The organism is Acidimicrobiia bacterium (assembly GCA_041676705.1).
Lineage (GTDB): Bacteria > Actinomycetota > Acidimicrobiia > Acidimicrobiales > SKKL01 > Actinomarinicola.
In genome coordinates this window covers 645,843-662,046 of the sequence record JBAYRL010000001.1, presented here as the reverse complement: position 1 = coordinate 662,046, position 16,204 = coordinate 645,843, and the positions used below count along the sequence as shown (strand labels likewise).

Here is a 16,204-nt window from a genome sequence, read left to right as displayed (position 1 = left end):
AAAGCAACGTCTATAAGGCATCCTTGGGGTCTTCCGGCGAGCCTCTAGCAACAAATTTGCCGGGCAATTCTTGGGACCAGGTAACTTTCCTGAAAGGTCAAGATCCCGAAGCACTATGTTCCGGCCTACTAGCGCCTCTAACGAGGCAGAAATAGAAGTCACCGGCACCACGGGCGTGCATTCATACCCGGTCACCGCGTGGCGAGGTGGGCTGGTGGGCTTAATGTTTGTGCTGGCCTTTACCCTGTTGTTGGGTGGCGTTCTCGGCATTGCTAGCCGCAATCCACACAGACAAGATAGCACTTTCGCTGCTAACCAACTTTGTGCGCTGTTACCTCTAGCGGGGTGTGACTGTTTGAATACCGTTCGCCTGTGCTGCTGTAATTAGACGGTCATCATAAGCAATGAGGCCCTCTAAGTCGTCACCAAGCTCCAAAGCAGCTGCAATATGGAGTGCGTCGAGGCTGCGGAGGATTACAGGGTCTAGTCGAGCAGCAAATTCAAAGAGTCGAGTGTCCAACCTCATGATAATTATAGCGTTGAGAACTATCTGAGCTCTGTGAGTTACTTCTGGGGCAACACGGCGTACTGCCCGTAATAATTCTGTTCGTGCTAAGTCAGAGGTAATCAAAACCGGAGTGGACGTGGTTATCCAATCCATTAAAGCCATCGTCTCAGCCTCGGCCACGACGAGTTTCGTCAACGCGGAAGTGTCGACGTAATAGGCCATAGTTTTGCTTATTAGCGCTCGGCGTCACGCATAGCAGCAAGCTCTGCTGAGATATTTGGACCAGGTTTAGGGCTAGGTAGGTCGCAGATGTTGGATTTAGCTGCACGGGCTTGGCCACTTGAAAGTAAATTAGCCAAAGGGGATCGTGATATGGCGCTTATCTGTGCCACTGGCTGGCCATGATCGGTGACAACGACAGTTTCGCCCGCGACCACATCTGCGATCACGGTAGAGGCTTTCTCTTCTAGCTCCCCAATTCCAACCTGTGACATGCTCTACATTGTAATCTCAATATTACAAATATGTGTGGGGTTGAGTGGTCGAGAGGCGCCCACCAACGACCAAGGCCGTCGTACCCAGTATGCGGCACTAGTTTGGGCCCGAGCGGTTAAACCTCTACCGGTTAGTCAGCGTTATTAATACGTCGTTCGGCTCGGGCGAACAGGTCGAGCGTTTTCTGGTGCAGAACTTCGCCCACCGCTTTTGGTGCCGCTCCCGACATCGAACGGGCATAGGTGCCTTCCAACAAAATACCTAGCTTGTAGCAGGCCAAAACCTCATACCACACCACCGCCGACATATCACGGTTGGTGTGCTGAGCATAGGTTTCCACCAGCTCAAGAGCACTTGGAAAACCTTCCCACGGCTCTATCGAAACCCCTTTGTCGTAACCGGGTTCGGGCCAAGTGGCCAGCAACCAACCTAAATCGATCAGCGGATCACCAATAGTGGTTAGCTCCCAATCAATAGCGGCTGCTACCCGAGGGGCATGCGGCGAACACAAAATATTGGCCAGGTGGAAATCGCCGTGGATTAACCCTGGAGTCCAAACCGAAGGCTGGTTAGCGTCAAGCCATTCACCTACTCGGGCCACTCCGGGAATTTCGGGCCCAGAATAGCCCGGCATCTGGCGGTAGGAATCGAGCTGTGATCGCCAACGCTCTACCTGACGCTCGAGATACCCTTCGGCACGACCCAAATCGCCAAGCCCTAAACGCTCGTAATCAACCGCTCCAATTGTCGCTGCGGTCACCGCTATATCAAGCCCAAATTGGTGGCGCCAATCGGTGGATTCCAAATAAGGGGCAGGCAACTCAACAGTAGGGTTAACCCCATCTACCTGCTCCATTAGATAAAAAGCCGAGCCTAAAACTGTGATATCACCACACGCTGCCAACAAGCGCGGGTGTGGCACATTGGTGTTCGCTAAAGCCCCTAAGACCCGAGCTTCGCGCCGCATAGTTTCGTCACTGTTGGCCCGCTTGTGGGGTGGTGGGTGACGTAGCACAAACCGTTGCCCACCTTTGGTAAAGGCCAACAAAATGTTTTGGGTGCCGCCTGTAAGTGGTTCCACTTCAATAATTGGGCCCGCAGCTAAGCCATGGCTATCCATCCAAGCAGCCAATGCCTCCAAAGAAACCATGCTGGTGTCCATAATTGCCCGGCCCTCCAACCAGCCTCGCCGCCCAAATGTTTGGCCATTTAGCCATACCGCGTTGGCACCCAGACTAGTCGTGTCAGGTTAGAGCGGCGGGAGATTTTCGCCTCGGCTTGCCAAGTAATTGGGCTAAACATTAGCCATGTCGAAGGAAACAAACGCCGTTCGTCTCAGCTCACTTTCTCGCTCGATATCAGGCGAGGTCGCCATCATCACCGGAGCGGGCAGTGGCATTGGCCGCGCGACGGCCCACCTCTTCGTCGATGAGGGTGCTCGGGTGGTGGTCGCCGACCTCGACCAAAGCCGGTTAAGTACAGTGTTGGCAGAAATATTCGAGGTTCACGGCCCCGATAGAGCGTTAGGTGTGCCGTGCGATGTGGCGCAACCAGATGAGCTAAAAGCCCTGGTAGAGCAAAGCGTCAAATGGGCAGGGCGCCTAGATATTCTGGTTAACAACGCCGGAATGGTGCGAGTCGATGGCACCGTTGCCACGGAAGATGATTTTGAAACGGCCTGGACACAAACTCTGAACGTAAACCTCACCGCCCAAATCCGTCTGGTGCGCTACGCCTTGGCGCACCTGCGTGAGTCACCCCACCCGCGAGTGGTAAATATTGCCTCCACCGAAGCCATTGTGGCCACATCGGCCCTGGCTAGCTACGCCGCTAGTAAAGCTGGTGTTACCGGCCTTACCCGCTCGCTGGCGGTAGAGCTTGGTAAAGATGGGATAACCGTAAACGCTATTTGTCCGGGCCCAATCCGCACCGGCATGACCGAGGGCATTCCTGAAGAAGCCAAAGAAGCCTACGCCCGACGTCGAGTGGCGTTGCGTCGTTACGCCGAAGCTGAAGAGATCGCGCAGATGGTGCTTTCCTTGGTGCTGCCAGCGGCCAGTTTTGTAACCGGAGCTACTTTGGCGGTTGACGGTGGTCTAACCATTCGCCATACCTGAACGCGTTGGCACGAGGGTTGTTGATGAACGTGCACAAAGGTCGCTACCTGGTAGTTTCAGCGGTTCATTAACACTTTCAGCAGTTCAATAGCGTATGCTCGCTTGGGTCTGACACAGTGGAGCATGGCCCAAAACTCCACGCGCATCGCCTTGTTGATCGACTCTGACAACGTAAGCGCCGAGCATATTGTGAACATCCTCGACGAACTGTCACGCTATGGCACCACCTCGGTGCGGCGTATGTACGGAGATTGGACCACCGAGGCGCTGCGACGCTGGAAAACGGCCGCCAACGAGCATTCCATTCAACCGATACAACAATTTGCATATACAACCGGGAAGAACGCTACCGACAGCGCCCTAATCATCGACGCAATGGACCTATTACACCAAAACCAGCTTGATGCGTTCGCAATTGTGTCATCCGATAGCGACTTCACCCGTTTAGCAGCCCGCCTTCGTGAATCAGGTGCGAGGGTGTTTGGCTTCGGACAGCGCAAGACCCCCACGCCTTTCGTGAATGCTTGCGATACATTCACCTATCTCGAAGTGTTGAAACTTGAAGCGGAAGGTTCACCAGGCGATAGCACTGAAACACCCAGCCCCAAAGAATCGAGCGGCCGCCAAGCTCGGCTTTCTTCAAAAGAGCTTCGTGGTGATAGCCGCTTATTGAACCTGCTTCGAGCGGGAATTGCGGCCAACGAAGACGATGACGGCTGGGCCAATCTGGGTGCGGTTGGTTCCACAATCCAGAAACGCTCGCCTGACTTCGACTCTCGAAATTGGGGCTATCCGAAGTTAAGCGAGCTGATAGAAGCCGTGGGTCTTTTTGAACTGGATCGTGTGGTCGGCCCTGGTAACAGTGTCAGTTTGCTGGTGCGTGTCCCACCCAAAAAATAAGATGGCGCGGCCTACCCCTTACCGTTCTACTGCCCCAGGCTTGGCTCAGCGCTAGGGTGCGTTGCTATACGTTGAGTTGAGCTATTCCTGCCACGGCGAGTTTGTTTACAGCCTCACCTAGCCCAATGCTGCGATCTCTCACCATTGATTCTCAAGGCGATCTAGTTTGGTGAAGCGGGTGCCGTACCCCAGCTCTGGCTACCTAATTTGGAGCTGCTAGACGATCAGCTAGCACCATGGATTGTGTTGCCCGCACTCGGCCTGCCGGAATACTTGGGTCAAGCCGTAAAAGCTTGGCCAAAGCATCTTTTTTGTCACCGCCAGCTACCAACCACACAAGCTCACGGGCCGATGCCAAGGCTGGAAAAGTTAGCGTCATTCTGCGATGCCCCTGGTAAGGCTGGGTCAGGGCCACTAGCAGGTCATCTACGTTGAGAACCGGGTCACCCGGAACCAACGACGCGGTATGTCCATCGCTACCAAGGCCCAGGTGTATCAGGTCGAATTCGTCGGGAAGCCGCGCCGCATAATCGGCGGCAGCGCTTTCTAAATCGGTGTCGGTGACTGGCATCGGCACTATCTCAACCGCCGTATCGCTGAACGCCTCTACCAACGAAGTCAGGTTTCGATTGGGGTCGCCATTGGGTGCAACCCGTTCATCAACTTGAAAGATTCGTAGCTGTGACCAGGGCAAATCCATTTGCGCCAACTGGCGAAACATTGCCCACGGTGTACGGCCACCGCTTACCGCAATGTTGCATGCGCGCCCCTCGCCGGCTACGGCCCGAACCTTCTCAGCAACCCGGTGTGCGCCTTCTCGACTGAGAGCTTCAACGTCGGACAGAACCACAAGTTCGTGCTGCATCGTAACCTTCTTGTCATACGGCAGTATCTACATCACTGAGTGGCGTGCATTTATTTCAGCCTAGCTTTCGTGGCAATCAACACGCGCCAGTGGGTGAAGCAGCGGTTTCACCACGGTAGGCTGCCAAATATGCGCAGTGATGCCCTTGTATTTTTCGGTGCTACGGGAGATCTGGCCTACAAGCAAATATTCCCCGCCTTAGCAGCGTTGGTGGCCAACGGAGAGCTCGACGTACCGGTGATCGGAGTCGCCCGGTCCGCTTGGAATACCGAAGCGTTGGTGGAACGAGCTCGAGATAGCCTTGCCCATCACGGCGACGGGAAAATCGACCCCGAAGTGTTCAACCACCTTGCTTCACTCTTGCGTTATGTCCAGGGAAACTACGATGACCCGGCTACTTATGTTGCGCTTCGCGAGGCGTTAGGAACAGCCAAATCTCCACTGCATTATCTAGCCATTCCAGCTGGATCGTTCGCCACGGTCGTGAACGGACTCGGAGCTTCCGGTTGTGCCAATTCCGCACGTGTGGTGGTGGAAAAGCCCTTTGGCCACGACTTGGCATCGGCGCACGAACTGAACCGCGTATTGCACGACGTTTTCCCCGACCAATCAATCTTCCGCATTGATCACTACCTGGGCAAAGAGGCCGTACTGGGGCTCTTGTACTTCCGATTCGCCAATTCTTTCTTAGAACCAATTTGGAACCGGACCTACGTGGAATCGGTACAGATCACCATGGCCGAAGACTTCGGAGTCGCCGATCGCGGTTCGTTCTACGATCACACTGGAGCGCTTAGAGATGTGGTGCAAAATCATCTCTTGCAGGTGCTTTCGCTCTTGGCTATGGAGCCGCCCACTGGATACGGGCATGAAGATATCCGCGATGAAAAAGCCAAGGTTCTGCGGGCCATGCCACCCATCGATCCTCGGGCGATGGTACGAGGACAGGTTCGTGGGTATCAGGAGGTCACCGGGGTTGACTCTAATTCGACGGTTGAAACATTCGCGGCGCTTCGAGCCTATGTAGACACCTGGCGATGGCAAGGCGTGCCGTTCTTCATTCGGGCTGGAAAATATCTGCCCACAACCGCCACCGAGGTTCTAGTTCGTTTGCGACAACCACCCATTGCCTTTGATGTCACTGGAGAGCTTGGGCCGCCGAACTATCTACGCTTCCGCCTCGGACCCGAGATCACAATCTCTCTAGGGGCCCGAGTAAAAGTGCCCGGAGAAGCCTTGCAGGGGAGTGATGTCGAGCTCATGCTGCATCGGCGTCCTTCCCCACATGATTTGCCGCCCTACCAGCGATTGCTAAGCGCCGCCATGGAGGGCGACACAACCTTGTTTACCAGCCAAGACGCGGTCGAAGCAGCTTGGTCGGTGGTAGAGCCAGTGCTCGATGATGCCACACCCCTGTATCAGTATGAACCGGGAAGTTGGGGCCCGGAAGAGGCCGAGGCGCTAATAGCCGAATATGACGGTTGGCATGATCCGGCCTAACCCACGACTAGCTGAGTTCAGCGATCCTAACGATTCACGTGATCTAAGTGATCGATGTGGTTCTAACGATCCACGTGACCGTATGGGTCGGACTTGAGAGTGTGACTATGCCCCCGATTCGCCTTTTGCTTTCAGATGTCGATGGCACCTTGATCAATAGCCGTAAGGAACTAACCGCCGCCACCGTTGAAGCAGTAGCCAAGCTTCGAGCCCACGGCGTGTTGTTTGCCATTACCAGCGGCCGTCCACCACGAGGAATGCGACAGCTGGTCGACGCTCTAGCGCCCGACGTTCCGGTGGGAGCTTTTAACGGAGGCATGCTGGTAGATCGAACGCTGAACGCTCTTGTCACGCACACCATAGAGGCTGATTTGGTAGTGCCAATTTGCAAGATGATGAACGAATTTGGCTTGGATGCTTGGCTCTACCGAGGTGCTGATTGGTATGTGCCTGACTTGGAAGGCGCTCATGTGGCACGTGAAATTGCCACCGTGAATTTCGAGCCTCGCCTATTGAGCAGCGTGGCGGGCGGGTTGAGCGCATTAAAGGATGGGGTCGCCAAGATTGTTGGGGTCACCGACGATTCGGGTGCCATGGCGGCTGCAAATCGGGCCGTGTACGACACGTTTTGTGATGATGTCACCGCGGCCACCTCGCAGCCTTATTATCTTGACGTAACCCACCCAAATGCGAATAAGGGTGCCGTTGCCCAATATGTGGGCAAACACTATGAGTTGGATCCAGCCGAGATCGCCACTATTGGTGACATGCCCAATGATGTGTTGATGTTTGCGCATTCTGGTCTGTCGATCGCGATGGGGAATGCAGACCCGCAGGTCAAGCGAGCGGCACGACGTATTACGGCTAGCAACGACGAAGACGGTTTCGCTAAAGCTGTCGACGAGCTCATTCTGCCTCACGCCAACGGTGCATTCGCGGCGGCTGGATTGTGAAATCGATCGGTGAGGTACCAGGTTCCAGGGAAAGGACACGAGGTTGATGCAAATAGGTGTTGTGGGCTTGGGCCGCATGGGTGCCAATATCGCTCGGCGTTTAATGCAAGCCGGGCATGAATGTGTGGTCTTTGATGTCGATTCAAATGCTGTAGTCGACATGGAAAACGAAGGTGCCACCGGCGTGGCCAGCTTGGACGGCTTGGTGGCGGCGTTGGCGGCACCGCGGGCCGTCTGGGTGATGGTACCAGCTGGTGCCATTACCGATGAGACTATCTCTGAGCTGGGGAAACGGCTTGAAGCTGACGATGTGGTAATTGACGGTGGAAACACCCACTATCACGCCGACCTGGTACATGCGGCCACACTTGGCGAGCGGGGAATCCATCACATAGACGTTGGTACTAGCGGTGGTGTTTGGGGCCTCGAACGCGGCTATTCGTTGATGATCGGTGGTGAAGACGAACCGGTGGCTCGGCTAGAACCAATCTTTCAGGCGTTAGCTCCGGGCGTTGATGCTGCCGCTCGCACGCCAGGTCGCGATGGTGCGGCCACGCCCGCCGAGCACGGGTATTTCCACTGTGGACCCAACGGTGCCGGGCACTTTGTGAAGATGGTGCACAACGGTATTGAGTACGGAATCATGGCTTCGCTGGCCGAAGGCTTAAACATTTTGCACCATGCCAATGTGGGTGATCGCGCCCATGTAACCGACGCCGAAACAGCGCCCCTAGAAACTCCTGAGCATTATCAGTACAACTTTGACCTTCCAAATGTGGCTGAAGTTTGGCGGCGGGGGAGTGTAATTGGCTCGTGGCTCTTAGACCTTACCGCCGCCGCTTTGGTGGAATCACCCACGTTGGAGGGTTTCTCGGGTCGAGTTTCAGATTCTGGGGAAGGGCGTTGGACAGCTCTAGCCGCTATCGAGGAAGGCGTGCCAGCACCTACCCTTACCTCGGCGTTGTTTTCCAGGTTTGCTTCTCGTGACGCCGACCGCTTCGCTAACCAGGTGCTTTCCGCGATGAGAAGCCAATTTGGCGGCCACGCTGAAAAACCAGCGGACTAGATATTGGCCCGTGGGCAATAGCTGTTAGCCTTCGTGCATGGATATTAGTTAGATCGAAAGAGCCGGGCTCTAAAGTTGCTCGCTCGAGTTTCCCCTGCGCTGTGTGGTGGCGTGAAACTCAGTGACGCCGGGCCCACGCCATCGTTCTCACGCCATCGTTCTAATTGTGCTCATTTCCCGGCGCGTTCCAGGTTGTCTATGAATTCTGTTATTACCATGAACGAACTCACCTTCGAGTGGCCCGATGGCACCGTCGTACTCGAGGGGGTAAGCGGAACGTTTGGATCGGGCCGCAGCGGCTTGATTGGTCACAACGGATCTGGCAAGTCAACCTTGCTGCGGCTAATCGCGGGAGAGCTTCAGCCAACATCAGGCCAGGTCAGCACCATTGGCGAGGTTGGCTATTTGGCGCAAACGCTCACGCTCACGTCGTCTAGTACGGTGGCCGAACTGCTCGGAGTCGACACGATTCTTAACGCCATACGAAAGATCGAAGCTGGCAGTATCGAGCAACATCACTTTGACGTGGTGGGTGATAATTGGGACATCGAATCACGGGCTGGCGAGGTCTTATCCGAGATTGGTTTCACGTCGGCCGATTTGAACCGCACCGTCGGACAGCTTTCCGGCGGTGAGGCCATGTTGATCGCCATTACCGGATTGCGAATGATGCGCACGCCAATCACCCTGCTTGATGAGCCGACCAACAACCTCGACCGGGCGACCCGTGCCAAATTGACTGACATTATTCTCCACTGGCCGGGTGCTCTCGTGATCGTGAGCCATGATCTCGAGCTTTTGGAACACATGGATACGACGACCGAGCTACACAGCGGGGCATTGCAGACCTTTGGTGGCCCTTACAGCGCTTGGAAACTACATCAAGAGCAGGAACAAGCTGCGGCCAGACAAGCCCAACGTTCAGCACAGCAAGCGCTTAAGTTAGAGAAAAAACAACGAATCGAAGCGGAAACAAAGCTAGCACGGCGTGAACGGACGGGTAAGAAGGCGCAAAAGGATGGCGGAATTCCGCCGATTGTGGCTGGCAAGCTGGCCGCTAAGGCGCAAATTTCATCAGGGTTGCTGCGTGCAACCTTGGATGACAGGGTCGATGCGGCTAAAGCCAAAGCCGAAGCGGCGAGCGCACGTGTACGTGAGGATGAACATATTCGCCTTGCTTTGCCCGATCCGAACGTTCCGCGAGGTCGACGTATAGCAGTGTTGCAGGATGGCGATCAGGATTTTGTGATTCAAGGTCCCGAGCGAGTGGCCTTAATCGGCGCTAATGGCACTGGGAAAACAACGCTGGTTGAACAACTGCTTGGTAGAGGTGAACCTCGCGCTGGGTTTCCGAATGGGCATCTTTTTACTGACAGGGTGGGCTATCTACCTCAAGGTCTTGACGCGCTCCACGATGACCAAAGCTCGCTGGAAAATGTACAGGCGGTAGCACCCCTGGCGGCTGTTGGTGATCTTCGTTATCAACTTGCTCGCCTGCTGCTTCGTGGTGACGCCGTGAATCGCCTGGTTGCCACGCTTTCAGGCGGCGAAAGGTTTCGAGTGTCGTTGGCGCGACTGCTCTTGGCCGATCCGCCTGCTCAGCTTTTGATTCTTGACGAACCTACCAACAACCTCGACATCGCCACGGTCGATCAGCTGGTTGAAGCCTTAAGCGAATATCGAGGTGCACTGTTGGTGATTAGCCACGACTTCACATTTCTCGAACAGATTGGCGTCAAGAGCATTCTTGAGCTGAACGAACACGGACGTTTGCACCGACGCGCTCAACTTTGACTTGCGAATGCTCGCAGCTCGCAATCATTCTTACGCAGGCACCCGCACAAGCATTTCGCCTGGTCAGGTGCTTGTCTGCGTTTGATCAAGTGGAGCTAAAGGGAATCGAACCCTTGACCTCTTCCATGCCATGGAAGCGCTCTACCAACTGAGCTATAGCCCCATAAATTAGGAATACTCAGCTTAGCGACCTTATGTCGCCGATGCGCAATCGAAGTTCGCGAAACGTCGGGTTGGGTGGTTGCGCATCAAGATTTTGGTGCTGGCGCCGTTGGTGCGTCTTTGCAGCTCAGCACGAGTACGGGCACAAATGTGGCGACATATATACATAAAAGTTTTTGAAAAGGTCGTTGATTCGCGAACGAATGTTCGTTAGAATGGCTTCATGTCTAGAACTCCGCAGAACTCATCCTCGCCTCATGGCCATAGTTCGCGGGCTGCAATAGGTAACGTGGCTAGCGCGCTCAATCCGGGCCATTTAGATCATGGCGACGTCGCTTCGTTGCTGGACGATCCCGTAGCCGTTAACCAGCGATTTTTGGCACTGGTCGACCAGCTTTCGCTGCTAGCGACCGCGGTCGATGTCGACGGAATCGACGTTACTTCACAGGCTTACCTACTTTCCGACGTGCTCGATCTTCAAACTCGGCTCGAAGCTTTCACTACAAAGCTGGCCGGCAGGGTAGACACGTCAATGGTGTGGTCAAGCGATGGCTCACGTAGCGCAGCTGCCTGGCTTGAGCGGGAATCTGGCCGCAATCGTCAAGAGTGTAAACGTCTGTTTAAGCGCGCTCGCCATCTGCGAAATATGCCGCTTACCGAAAGCCAATTTGGGGAAGGTAAGCTTTCCGTAGCTCACGTCGATGCGTTAGCTCAAAAGGCCAACAAGCTACCTGAATTGTTTCCAGAGGCTGAAGAGCTGTTGGTTGGTCATGCCAATATGCTCACCTTTGGTGAGTTCAGAGCCTTACTCGATCATTGGGAGGTCTGTGCTGACCCCGATCAAGCGGAGATAACCGCTGCTAAACAGTTCGAGAATCGCTCGCTCCATCTCTCGCCAGGCTTAGACGGTGTTGGCTGGCTCGATATTCAGTTTGAGCCGTTCGGTCACGAGATTTTCTCGAACGCCCTCAGCCGTATTCAACAAGAGCTATGGAAAGCCGATTGGGCTGAAGCTCGTGCGCAATACGGTGAAGCAACAACCTCCGCCCACATGGCCCGCACCGATGCGCAACGCCGATACGACGCCCTAGTCGAGATGGCGAAACGTTCAATGCTGGTAAGCGAAAAAACTCGTCCGATCCCGCCACTAATCACAGTGCATGTTGATCATGAAACGGTAACAGGGCGAGTTTGCGAGCTGGGCTCAGGGGCGCAAATTACCCCAGGTCAGATTACAAGATTGTTGGCCGATGCCGAGGTCAGAATTGAACGTGCGGTGTTCAATTCCAAAGGCGAGGTCATCGACCTTGGCCGATCTCAGCGATTGTTCATCGGTTCTGCTCGCCATGCCCTAGAAATAAGCGACCGGCACTGTCAATATCCTGGTTGCAGGGTGCCCGCAGAGTTTTGCGAAGCCGACCATATAAAAGAATGGGAACACGGCGGCGAGACAAACCAAAGCAACGGTCAATTGCTATGTCCGGCGCACCACAGAAACAAAGCCAAACATCCGCCTAAACAACAAAAGGTTGGTTTTGGTCTCTGGCCGCCACAAAGATCTCCCCAAATCGAAGCCCGAATGGCCGAGCTCTTGAAGTTGGGAGAACAAAAATGGGGACCAATTGTTAGCCCTGGAGCGAGCGATGATCCGCTCCGCACCTGACCATTTATGTCTCATCGCCGAACATAATTCCGCCGGTCGTGTAGCTGTAAGTAGCATTAACGCTATGGCAGATGGATACGACGTTCAGGCGATTGAAGCGAAGTGGCAGCAACGGTGGAAAACCGACGGCACCTACAACATCGAGAACGACGATCCTCGCCCTCCTTACTATGTGCTTTCCATGTACCCGTACCCAAGTGGTCGCGCTCACATGGGCCATGTACGCAACTACACCTTTGGTGATCTAAACGTGCGTTACCGCACCATGCGAGGCTATGGGGTTCTGTCGCCCATTGGCTTCGACTCTTTTGGTCTGCCCGCCGAGAACGCCGCCATTCGTACCGGAGAACATCCTCGCACCTACACCGACGCTCGTATCGAAGAGCTGGCTTCTTCACTTGAGCGAATCGGTGCTGTTTACGATCATCGTCGCCAAGTTAAAAGCCACAGCCCTTCTTACATCCGATGGACACAGTGGATTTTCAAGCGCATGTTGGAAGCGGGCTTGGCTTACCGGGCAGAAGCCCCAGTGAACTGGTGCCCGGGTTGCCAAACTGTTCTTGCCAACGAGCAGGTTTTGGCCGACGGTACGTGTGAACGTTCGGGCGACCTGGTGGAGAAACGCAATCTTGAGCAGTGGTTTTTCCGAATTACCAAGTACGCCGATCAACTACTGAACGACCTAGACGACCTGGAATGGCCAGAGCGCGTGAAAACGATGCAGCGCACCTGGATTGGTCGCTCTGAGGGCGCCGAGTTTGTGATGTCAGTAGTTGACGCAAACGGCGAAGCTACCGGCCATGAGATCAAAGTGTTTACCACTAGACCCGACACCAGCTTCGGCATGACGTTCGCCGTTCTGGCGCCCGAACACAAACTAGTGCCAGAAATCACCGCCGCCGATCGAAAAGCCGAAGTGGAAGCGTTTGTGAAGCGGGTCTCGCAAACCTCGGAAATCGACCGACTCTCGACCGAAGGTCCTTTAGAAAAACGAGGCGTGTTCACGGGAAGTTACGCCCTAAACCCTTTCAACCAACAGCCTGTTCCCATTTACCTGGCCGATTACGTCCTCACCACCTACGGTACCGGGGCCATTATGGCTGTCCCCGGGGAAGACACCCGAGACTGGCAATTCGCCAAGGCCTACAACCTGCCGATTGTCCGAACGGTGCAGCCGCCAGAAGATTGGCCCGATGAGGCTTATACGGGCGAGGGTGTTCGCATCAATAGCGACTGGCTTAACGGAATGGACACCCCAACTGCCATCGCTGCGGCCACCGAATGGCTAGTTGAACAAGGCCTTGGCGAGCACAAAGTGAATTTCCGCTTGCGCGACTGGCTGCTTTCTCGCCAGCGCTTCTGGGGTTGTCCTATCCCAGTCGTATATTGCCAAGGCGATTGCGGCATCGTGGCGGTACCCGATGAAGATTTGCCAGTGGTAGCGCCCGACGATGTCGAATTCCGTCCCACCGGCGAGTCGCCGCTTAAGTTCCATCAAGGCTTCCTGCACACTACGTGTCCAACCTGTGGCGGCCCGGCCACCCGTGAAACCGACACCATGGATACCTTTGTCGACTCAAGTTGGTATTTCCTGCGCTTTGCCGACGCCCACAACGACGAGCTTCCGTTTTCCAAAGAAGCCGTTGAACATTGGCTACCAGTCGATCAATACATCGGTGGGGTAGAGCACGCCATTTTGCATCTTATGTATGCCCGTTTCTTCACCAAGGCTCTTTCCGACCTTGGGTACGTGCCAGCCGATATTCGCGAGCCATTCCAGCGCCTCTTCACCCAGGGCATGATCCGCCTGGGTGGTGCTAAAATGTCGAAATCTAAAGGCAACCTGGTCGAACCAGAACAGATCCTCGATAACGAAGGTGCCGACGCCCTGCGCTTAGCACACCTCTTTGTGAGTCCTCCCTCCGACGATGTTGATTGGGATTCGGTGACCACCGAAGGCACTAGTCGTTTCTTGCACCGAGTTTGGCGCCTGGCGATCGGAGAAATCGGCCATACGACCGAGCGAGAACCAACCGACGCCGACCGAGCCATCGAACAGTCAACCCACCAGCTAATCGCCAGAATTACCGATGAATATGAACGCTGGGCGTACAACACTTCAGTGGCCGGGTGCATGGAGTTTGTTAACCAGCTATACCACTACGCCCAGGACGGGTCGGGGGCACGTGCGGAAACGTTTAACTTCGCGATCGACACGCTGTTGCAGGTAATGGCACCCATGGTTCCCCACATCACGGCTGAGTTGTGGCAACGTCGCCACGGTGAGAACGCCATGATTCACTCTCTGGCTTGGCCTGAAGCTAATCCCGAGCTGCTGAAAGTCGCCACCACCACCATGATTGTGCAGGTTAACGGTAAAGTACGCGGCAAAATAGAGGTTGATAGTGAAATCACCGAAGCAGAAGCCGTGCCGCTAGCCATGGCGCTGACGCCAGTACAGGCGGCCCTTGAAGGAGCACAACCTCAAAGGGTGGTCGCTCGGCTGCCGAAGCTATTGAACCTGGTGAAGTAGATGCCAACGCTCGCACAACGCATAGAAGCGGCCGCCAATCGTAAGGGTGCTATTACCTTTGTAGGCTCGGCCGATCCGATTACTGTGCCCTGGCAGCAGCTCCACGAAGAAGCCAAGACCATGGCGGCCACTCTGGCGAGCCACGGCACCAAGCCGGGTGACCATGTGGCGTTATTGGGTCCAACCAGCAGAACGTTGGTTACCGCCATTCAAGCGGTTTGGTTAGCCGGGGCCACCATTGTGGTAATGCCAATTCCAATGCGGATGGCTTCGATCGAAGCCTTTGTGGAAGCCACTAGGCGGCGCTTGAAACGAGCCGACGTAGACCTGTTGGTGCTCGACTCTGATTTGGCACCTTTCATCGAACCCATCGAGTCTGATCCACCTATTTTAACCACCACCGATTTAGCAACTGCCCCAAATCACGAGTTCAAGCCGGTCGATCACCACCCTGAACGTCGAGCTATTTTGCAATTCACTAGTGGCTCCACGTCCGACCCCAAAGGTGTGTCGCTCACCCATAGGGCGGTGACGGCGAACCTCGACGCCATTGCGACCGCAGCCCAACTCGATCCGGATATCGACGTGTTGGTTTCGTGGTTGCCGCTTTACCACGACATGGGCCTTGTAGGAAAACTTGTGTTGTCGATGACGACGGGCACCAGCTTGGTATTGGGCAGCCCACAAGATTTTATGGCCTCGCCGCAACGTTGGATGCAGTGGGTCTCCGACTATCGGGGCACGGCCACCGCCGGACCAAACTTTGCCTGGGTACTAGCGTCGAGGGCTTTAAATCGCTCCGAGCCACTCGACCTCTCATCGCTACGCATTGCATTGAATGGCGCCGAACCAGTCGACCCCGAAACCGTACGGAACTTCGTCGAAGCGGCCACCCCACACAAAATGCGACCTGGCGCCGTTTTCCCGGCCTTTGGTATGGCTGAAATCGCGATCGCCGGAACTTTTCCCGAACCGTTGGCTGGTTTGCAAACCGACTGGATTGATGTCGAAACACTTGAGCTGAAACATCGGGCCGAACCGGTCGCACCAAACAGCCCTGGTGCTCGTGAGCTGGCAAAACTCGGCCGACCGGTACCGGGATTAGAAATCCGCGTGGTCGACCCGTTTGGCAATGCTTTGGCTGAACGCCAGGTAGGCGAACTGCAGATCAAGGGCACTTCCCTCTGCGAGGGCTATTACAACGACTCCACCGCCACCGACGCCCTTTTCGATGACGATTGGCTCTGTACTGGTGACCTGGCCTATCTCGTCGACGGACAACTTGTTATGTGCGGCCGTATTAAAGATGTGATTATCGTCGGCGGTCGAAACTTATTCCCAGAAGACATCGAGCGCGCTGTTGCCCAGGTGGAAGGCGTGCGTGCCGGCAACGTAATTGCCTTTGGTGTAGAGGGCCACAACGGAAAAGAGGCCGTGGTTGTGGTGGCGGAAACCAAACTTAGCGACCCAGCTAGCTTGCCACGTGAAATTAACGCCAAGATACGCGCTTCGGTGGGGGTACCTGCCAAAGACATCGTATTAGTGGCACCGGGAACGTTACCCAAAACCTCCTCGGGCAAGTTGCAACGTTCCCTGTGCCGTCAACAATATTTGGAACAAACCCTGGTGTAGCAGCTGGCTATTTCGG

The 16,204-nt window shown here is 55.2% G+C and carries 12 protein-coding genes, 1 tRNA gene and 1 pseudogene; 9 read left to right on the top strand and 5 right to left on the bottom strand.

Annotation, left to right across the window (positions count from 1 at the left end; genetic code table 11):
• Positions 1-337 precede the first annotated feature (337 nt).
• The 3 genes from WC184_03265 to WC184_03255 all read right to left on the bottom strand — a co-directional run bounded on the left by WC184_03265 (position 338) and on the right by WC184_03255 (position 2,165).
• On the bottom strand, positions 338-730 hold the full coding sequence (locus WC184_03265) for a type II toxin-antitoxin system VapC family toxin (protein ID MFA7476897.1): 393 nt from the start codon (positions 728-730) through the stop codon (positions 338-340).
• A gap of 11 nt (positions 731-741) precedes the next feature.
• Positions 742-1,002, bottom strand: coding sequence for a type II toxin-antitoxin system prevent-host-death family antitoxin (locus WC184_03260; protein ID MFA7476896.1), 261 nt, complete (start codon positions 1,000-1,002; stop codon positions 742-744).
• Positions 1,003-1,133: 131 nt separating this feature from the next.
• Positions 1,134-2,165, bottom strand: coding sequence for a phosphotransferase family protein (locus WC184_03255; protein MFA7476895.1), 1,032 nt, complete (start codon positions 2,163-2,165; stop codon positions 1,134-1,136).
• 145 nt (positions 2,166-2,310) lie between these two features.
• On the opposite strand from WC184_03255, the gene WC184_03250 reads away from it, so the two are divergent.
• Both WC184_03250 and WC184_03245 read left to right on the top strand, forming a co-directional pair.
• Positions 2,311-3,120 carry an SDR family NAD(P)-dependent oxidoreductase gene (locus WC184_03250; GenBank protein ID MFA7476894.1) on the top strand — a complete coding sequence of 270 codons (810 nt, stop codon included), beginning with the start codon at positions 2,311-2,313 and terminating at the stop codon, positions 3,118-3,120.
• 123 nt (positions 3,121-3,243) lie between these two features.
• Positions 3,244-4,020, top strand: a complete 777-nt coding sequence (locus WC184_03245) for an NYN domain-containing protein (protein ID MFA7476893.1) — start codon at positions 3,244-3,246, stop codon at positions 4,018-4,020.
• Positions 4,021-4,222: 202 nt separating this feature from the next.
• Here WC184_03245 and pgl read toward each other — a convergent pair whose 3' ends face one another.
• Positions 4,223-4,885 (bottom strand): 6-phosphogluconolactonase, encoded by a 663-nt coding sequence (gene pgl, locus WC184_03240; protein ID MFA7476892.1) that lies wholly within the window; start codon positions 4,883-4,885, stop codon positions 4,223-4,225.
• A gap of 129 nt (positions 4,886-5,014) precedes the next feature.
• Here pgl and zwf point away from each other — a divergent pair, with 129 nt between their 5' ends.
• From zwf to WC184_03220, 4 genes and pseudogenes are all read left to right on the top strand, one after another.
• The gene (zwf, locus tag WC184_03235; protein ID MFA7476891.1) at positions 5,015-6,385 is read left to right on the top strand and encodes a glucose-6-phosphate dehydrogenase; all 1,371 of its coding nucleotides are present in this window, start codon (positions 5,015-5,017) and stop codon (positions 6,383-6,385) included.
• A 107-nt stretch (positions 6,386-6,492) separates the two neighbouring features.
• A complete protein-coding gene (locus tag WC184_03230; GenBank protein MFA7476890.1) occupies positions 6,493-7,338 on the top strand; it encodes a Cof-type HAD-IIB family hydrolase in 846 nt (281 codons plus the stop codon).
• A gap of 31 nt (positions 7,339-7,369) precedes the next feature.
• Positions 7,370-8,404: pseudogene (gene gnd, locus WC184_03225) on the top strand (decarboxylating 6-phosphogluconate dehydrogenase).
• Between the two features lie 198 nt (positions 8,405-8,602).
• Complete coding sequence (locus WC184_03220; GenBank protein MFA7476889.1) at positions 8,603-10,198, top strand: ATP-binding cassette domain-containing protein; 1,596 nt, start codon at positions 8,603-8,605, stop codon at positions 10,196-10,198.
• 90 nt (positions 10,199-10,288) lie between these two features.
• On the opposite strand, the gene WC184_03215 is transcribed toward WC184_03220, so the two are convergent.
• Positions 10,289-10,361: transfer RNA gene (locus WC184_03215), tRNA-Ala, on the bottom strand.
• Between the two features lie 222 nt (positions 10,362-10,583).
• Between WC184_03215 and WC184_03210 the strand changes: the two genes are divergently transcribed.
• From WC184_03210 to WC184_03200, 3 genes are read left to right on the top strand one after another with little or no spacing between them, the layout of a single operon-like run.
• The gene (locus WC184_03210) at positions 10,584-12,023 is read left to right on the top strand and encodes a DUF222 domain-containing protein (GenBank protein MFA7476888.1); all 1,440 of its coding nucleotides are present in this window, start codon (positions 10,584-10,586) and stop codon (positions 12,021-12,023) included.
• Complete coding sequence (gene leuS / locus WC184_03205) at positions 12,004-14,556, top strand: leucine--tRNA ligase (protein ID MFA7476887.1); 2,553 nt, start codon at positions 12,004-12,006, stop codon at positions 14,554-14,556. Before WC184_03210 ends, leuS begins: the two co-directional genes overlap by 20 nt.
• Positions 14,557-16,188 carry an AMP-binding protein gene (locus WC184_03200; protein MFA7476886.1) on the top strand — a complete coding sequence of 544 codons (1,632 nt, stop codon included), beginning with the start codon at positions 14,557-14,559 and terminating at the stop codon, positions 16,186-16,188.
• The last annotated feature ends 16 nt before the right edge of the window (positions 16,189-16,204 follow it).

Coding starts and splice junctions, on each gene's coding strand:
- WC184_03250 (MFA7476894.1), top strand. CDS start 2,311: ATGTCGAAGGAAACAAACGCCGTTCGTCTCAGCTCACTTTCTCGCTCG.
- pgl (MFA7476892.1), bottom strand. CDS start 4,885: ATGCAGCACGAACTTGTGGTTCTGTCCGACGTTGAAGCTCTCAGTCGA.
- WC184_03255 (MFA7476895.1), bottom strand. CDS start 2,165: ATGGACACCAGCATGGTTTCTTTGGAGGCATTGGCTGCTTGGATGGAT.
- WC184_03200 (MFA7476886.1), top strand. CDS start 14,557: ATGCCAACGCTCGCACAACGCATAGAAGCGGCCGCCAATCGTAAGGGT.
- WC184_03265 (MFA7476897.1), bottom strand. CDS start 730: ATGGCCTATTACGTCGACACTTCCGCGTTGACGAAACTCGTCGTGGCC.
- WC184_03220 (MFA7476889.1), top strand. CDS start 8,603: ATGAATTCTGTTATTACCATGAACGAACTCACCTTCGAGTGGCCCGAT.
- WC184_03230 (MFA7476890.1), top strand. CDS start 6,493: ATGCCCCCGATTCGCCTTTTGCTTTCAGATGTCGATGGCACCTTGATC.
- zwf (MFA7476891.1), top strand. CDS start 5,015: ATGCGCAGTGATGCCCTTGTATTTTTCGGTGCTACGGGAGATCTGGCC.
- WC184_03245 (MFA7476893.1), top strand. CDS start 3,244: ATGGCCCAAAACTCCACGCGCATCGCCTTGTTGATCGACTCTGACAAC.
- WC184_03210 (MFA7476888.1), top strand. CDS start 10,584: ATGTCTAGAACTCCGCAGAACTCATCCTCGCCTCATGGCCATAGTTCG.
- leuS (MFA7476887.1), top strand. CDS start 12,004: ATGATCCGCTCCGCACCTGACCATTTATGTCTCATCGCCGAACATAAT.
- WC184_03260 (MFA7476896.1), bottom strand. CDS start 1,002: ATGTCACAGGTTGGAATTGGGGAGCTAGAAGAGAAAGCCTCTACCGTG.